Annotated in this window: 6 protein-coding genes and 1 pseudogene; all 7 read left to right on the top strand. The window is 54.1% G+C overall.

Features of this window, described 5'->3' with window-relative positions; genetic code table 11:
• Nucleotides 1–1,443, top strand: a 1,443-nt coding sequence (locus AC1D2Q_RS29440; protein ID WP_477815530.1) for an RHS repeat domain-containing protein, incomplete at its 5' end; no start/stop codon positions are given.
• Nucleotides 1,444–2,598 carry an ankyrin repeat domain-containing protein gene (locus AC1D2Q_RS29435; RefSeq protein ID WP_477815529.1) on the top strand — a complete coding sequence of 385 codons (1,155 nt, stop codon included), beginning with the start codon at nt 1,444–1,446 and terminating at the stop codon, nt 2,596–2,598.
• A gap of 77 nt (nt 2,599–2,675) precedes the next feature.
• Nucleotides 2,676–3,065 carry an SMI1/KNR4 family protein gene (locus AC1D2Q_RS29430; RefSeq protein WP_258612872.1) on the top strand — a complete coding sequence of 130 codons (390 nt, stop codon included), beginning with the start codon at nt 2,676–2,678 and terminating at the stop codon, nt 3,063–3,065.
• A 133-nt stretch (nt 3,066–3,198) separates the two neighbouring features.
• Complete coding sequence (locus AC1D2Q_RS29425) at nt 3,199–3,786, top strand: immunity 26/phosphotriesterase HocA family protein (protein WP_258612873.1); 588 nt, start codon at nt 3,199–3,201, stop codon at nt 3,784–3,786.
• Between the two features lie 149 nt (nt 3,787–3,935).
• Entirely contained in the window at nt 3,936–4,217 is a 282-nt protein-coding gene (locus tag AC1D2Q_RS29420; protein WP_477815528.1) for a hypothetical protein, read from the top strand.
• Nucleotides 4,218–4,313: 96 nt separating this feature from the next.
• On the top strand, nt 4,314–4,517 hold the full coding sequence (locus AC1D2Q_RS29415) for a hypothetical protein (protein ID WP_258612875.1): 204 nt from the start codon (nt 4,314–4,316) through the stop codon (nt 4,515–4,517).
• Nucleotides 4,436–4,771, top strand: a pseudogene (locus AC1D2Q_RS29410) (hypothetical protein); the annotation flags it as partial. The gene AC1D2Q_RS29415 and the pseudogene AC1D2Q_RS29410, both read left to right, overlap by 82 nt.

The raw sequence follows: 4,771 nt of genomic DNA, 5'->3' as shown, positions 1-4,771 counted from the left end.
CGCCTGTACTACGGCAGCGGCCACTTGCACCAGATCAACCTCGACGGCCAGGTCATCAGCGACTTCGAACGCGACCGCCTGCACCGCGAAGTGCTGCGCACCCAAGGCCAGATCAGCACCCGCAGCGAATACGACCGCAGCGGACGTTTACGCTCACGCCAACGCCGTCACAGCAGCCAGCCATCGCTGATGCCGGCAGCGGTGCAGAAACATTTCGAGTACGACCCCGCTGACAACCTGATCGGCAAACTCGACCAGCAACCCGCCGCGCAACACCGCCAACTGCTGCACTACGACGCCACCGGCCGCATCATCGCCAGCCAGGACAGCCTGCACGGCCAGCGCGAAACCTTCGCCTACGACGCCGCCGCCAACCTGCTGGACGGCCCACAACCCGGCACCGGGTTGGTGGTGCACAACAAACTGCTGACCTATCAGGACAAGCGTTATCGCTATGACGCGTTTGGCCGGATGATCGAAAAACGCAGCGCTAAACGGGGCCTGCAGCGCTTCGGTTACGACGCCGAAAGCCGGTTGATTGAAGTGCACAATGAAAACGGCAGCGTGGTCAGGATGACCTACGACCCACTGGGCCGGCGCATCGAAAAAACCGAGCACGACACCAACGGCTACCCGCTCGGCGAAACCCGCTTCACCTGGGACGGCCTGCGCCTGTTGCAGGAACATCGCCATCAACAGACCAGCCTCTACCTCTACGAAGACGAAGGTTACGAACCCCTGGCCCGCGTCGACGGCACCGGCCCGCTGCAAAAAATCCGCTACTACCACAACGACCTCAACGGCCTGCCGGAACAACTCATCGAAGCGGACGGCCACAACGTCTGGCAGGCAACTTATCGGGTGTGGGGCAACACGTTAGAAGAGGTGCGCGAGCCGTATTACATTGAAGAGCAGAACCTGCGGTTTCAGGGGCAGTACTTGGACCGGGAGACGGGGCTGCATTTCAATACGTTCAGGTTTTATGATCCGGATGTGGGGCGGTTTACTACGCCGGATCCGATTGGGTTGGCGGGGGGATTCAACCTCTATCAATACGCACCGAATCCGATTGGGTGGGTGGATCCGTGGGGGTGGGAAGTTTGTCGACTCAGCGCCTCACAGAAGAGAGCGATGGGGCCTGCACCTAAGGGTATGGTAAAGCCGCATTACCATCATATCGTCCGCGAAAAAGCTCCGAAAAGCTGGAAAGCTCAAAATCAAAAGTACATTACCGACTCGCAAAAAATTCTGGCCAAACACAAAATTGGCCTAAACAACGACCCGCGCAACTTCACCTGGGCCCAAAATGGTGGAGGGAATCACTCGATAGCCAGCGCCAAAAAAGTCTATGAAATACTACAGAAAGCAGACGTCGGCGGGCTGGCCAGTGTCCAAAACGCATTGAAAAACATGGGTGCTCAAATGACAAAAGGTATTTTTTAAATGAACAACCCAGAAGAAATTTATGAAAAGAACATTAAAACTTTATTAGCCATTCACGCAGACATCGCGTCGGGAAATGCAGCCTCACTAAAAAAGTGCCTAGAGAAAAATTCCGTTCTATTGCACTTGCCCATGTATGGTCTTGATGGGCATGAAACCCTGCTGCACATGGCCGCTGAACAGGGGCAAACCGAAATTTGCCGCTTATTGGTGTCTTTAGGTATTGCGCTGGACCAGCCTGCCGCCAGTTCCGGCAATAGCACGCCACTTGCCGCAGCCGCTGGCAATGGACACTTACAAACATGCCAATGGTTTCTTGAGGCCGGTGCTTTGGTGGATGGGTGGCCTAACAGCATAACCACCCCGCTGATTGACGCGATTACCTTTGGGCATCAGGACGTCGTCAATCTTCTTGTAGAACACCATGCCAACATCAATCGACTGCACACCAGACTGAATACTGCGCCATTGGACATCGCCAACACCTGGGGATTTACAGAGATTGCGTCCACCTTAAGAAAATCCGGGGCGGTCAGTATCATGGACGTTGAAAGCCAGCCTGAGGAATTTGGTGGTTCTATAGTCACTTTCGTGCACAACACCGCTGGCTGGGTTCTACCCGCGCAACTGAGTCCCATCACTAATGAAGAGGGGCTGGAGCTGCGTATCAGCTGTATTGATGGCAAAAGCAAGTTCAAGTTACTCTTCACCATCGGACTTTTTGCCAAAAGTCCTCATACCGAATTATTCGTATGCTTACCTGGCGACTGGCCTCTTACGCAGCATGGTTTTCCCCCCCACAGTCCTTGGGTTTTTCCGGTTGAGTTGCTGTCTCTGCTCGCTCACCACACGTTCGATAATGGCCCCTTGTCGGAAGGCTTCTTGATTCGTCGTTCCGATGCCATGTATGCCAACCTGGCCTGGCCAGACGAAGTGGATGCTTTCGTGGCCGTGGATAAAGCCTGGGATACGAAAACTGAAAAAGAGATCATCCCCGACGATGAAAAGGTGATGCTCTATGTTTTGGTGCCTGTCAAATTCACGAAAAAAGGCGAACCCGACGCAGCAGCATTGCGTGTTCTGACACAACGCAAACGTACAGCCAGTTGGGCGAGCGTGGTCATTCCGGCTCCGGATCCAGGGATAATGCAGTAGAAAAGTGGAACGGCAAAGAATCAGCCAAATACCTGTTGGCCCCAAACTTGGACGCTGCTCATGACCGGAGATAACGAGTGCTTGAAAACACATTCTCAAATGACGAAGCGACCATTACGCCAGCGGATCTGGATCATCTGGAATCCGCCATTGGTAAGAAGCTACCGACGCCCTTTAGAAACCATTATCTCAAGTACAACGGCGGCGTACCGGAGCGGACCTATTGGGTCAGCGAAGATTTTGACGAGCCACTGGAAGTGGCTGCATTCAAGCCGATTACCGGTGGCGACTCCACGCTGCTGTCCACCTACCAGTTGATGCTAAAAAAACAGGTACTTCCTGCACACCTCCTGCCTTTCGCGAACGACTGGGGTGGCAACTTCTTTTGCTTGAATCTTGATACGGAGGCCGTTAGTTATTTTACGACTGATAGCTTTGATAGCGACCTAAGCCCTGAAGAAAATTAGGCTGAATCCGAAAAGCTGGTCTGCTCGAATTTCCTTCGGTTTGTTCAAGGGCTGATTAATGAAGAGGATGTATACGAGGAGTAAGCGAAACAACGGGGCTCAGTTTTGAGCGTCCGCATCTGGAGTGAGCCCCATGGCCAAACGCATAACCTGGAAGAAAGGCGATTTAGTCAGCCTCAAACTGCGAGACGATTTATATACCGTAGGCCAGATGATCAAAAATTCCGTCATGCGTTTTTACAACGTGAGGAGCGTGAATGGAATCTGGAGCGATCTCGTGCTGAACGACAGCAAAATTCTGTTCAGCGGTTTTGTAGGGGAGGTCGTTACCCAACGACTTGCCGTCGAAAAACTACAGCCTGCGACTCCACTGGTCCTGCCAGACCACGAACGTTACTGGTTAAGACCGCACGTTAACTTTGAAGGTGGATTCCCCTTTCGCGGTGCCGACCTGATCGATACCGGCAAAGACTGCGCTATCGATTACAGCTTGGCACCCGTGCGTCAAAAAGAGCTGAAGCTTTCAAAAAATCGCGATGCTATTGAACAGTATGAGCTTACCAACATGTGGGGGGACGAAGACTTGAGCGACAGATTGTGCCGCTATTTCGATACTGGACTTAACCGTGACGATTTGAAATTTGAAGTATTTCCGGGGCTGTGGACGGATCGTGAGAGTCTGCGACCTTTAACCCGACGTTTACCTGTACCACTAAGATAAATAGCATGCAGCGTTTAATGCACAGCATGTGGTAACAGCTGTGAAGGTGCTCGATCAACCGACTTAGAAGAAAACCTCGAACGGTTCTTTGATTATTTTTATGGTTAGTCTTCTGGTTCTGGATCTGACCCGACCAATGAGCGCAAAAGATGGAACAGCTGGAAGACGATTACCCCAGCGATGCCGATTGGCAAGTGCTTGTGCGGTTATACAAAGAGGACTATCTCGACGACAATGCCCGCACCCTGGCGAAACAACTGGATGGCAACCTCGATACGGCCGTCATCCTCTATGGTAAAAGAGGACTTAAGGAAGGGTTGTGGTGGATCGAACAGCAGGTACCGGCCTTGGATGACATACGGCCAGCCGATTGCTTCAAGGATCCGAAGCTGATCAAACGCCTGAGGACTGCGCTGATGCGCATGCCGTAATCGACAAGGAGAATGGTGCAATGGAAGGCATCGAACGACTCAACAAGCGCAACGATTGCGCGGCGGCCAGACGCTTGCGCCGGATAAACATCCCGCATGTCTGACGCACTCTGGGCCGCCCGGCTGGGCGATGCACTCAGCCACACCTCGATGATGGCCGACATTCTTGGCGGCGTGCTGGAGGTGGCGGCCAACATCGCGATCACCGCGGTGGTGGCGGCAACGGCCTGGCCGTCGTCCCCGAGGCGCCCCCCGCTCCCATCGTTCACCGACTGGAACGCGACGCCGTCGGCCGGCTGATCGCCAAAATCACCGACGATGGCCGCACCGACTACACCTACGACCCACTGGACCAGCTCACCGCCGTCACCTTCACCGACCACCAGGGCAACGCACAAACCCTGAGCTTCGCCTACGACGCCCTCGGCCAGTTGCTCGAAGAACAAAGCGCGGCCGGCAACCTGCACTATCACTACGACGAACTCGGCAACCTGATCCAGACCCAACTGCCCGACGGCCGCTGGCTCAATCGCCTGTACTACGGCAGCGGCCAC

Source organism: Pseudomonas sp. P1_A1 (assembly GCF_056406935.1).
Note: the sequence above shows the minus strand (reverse complement) of the source record. Positions and strands in the feature narration are given on the sequence as shown.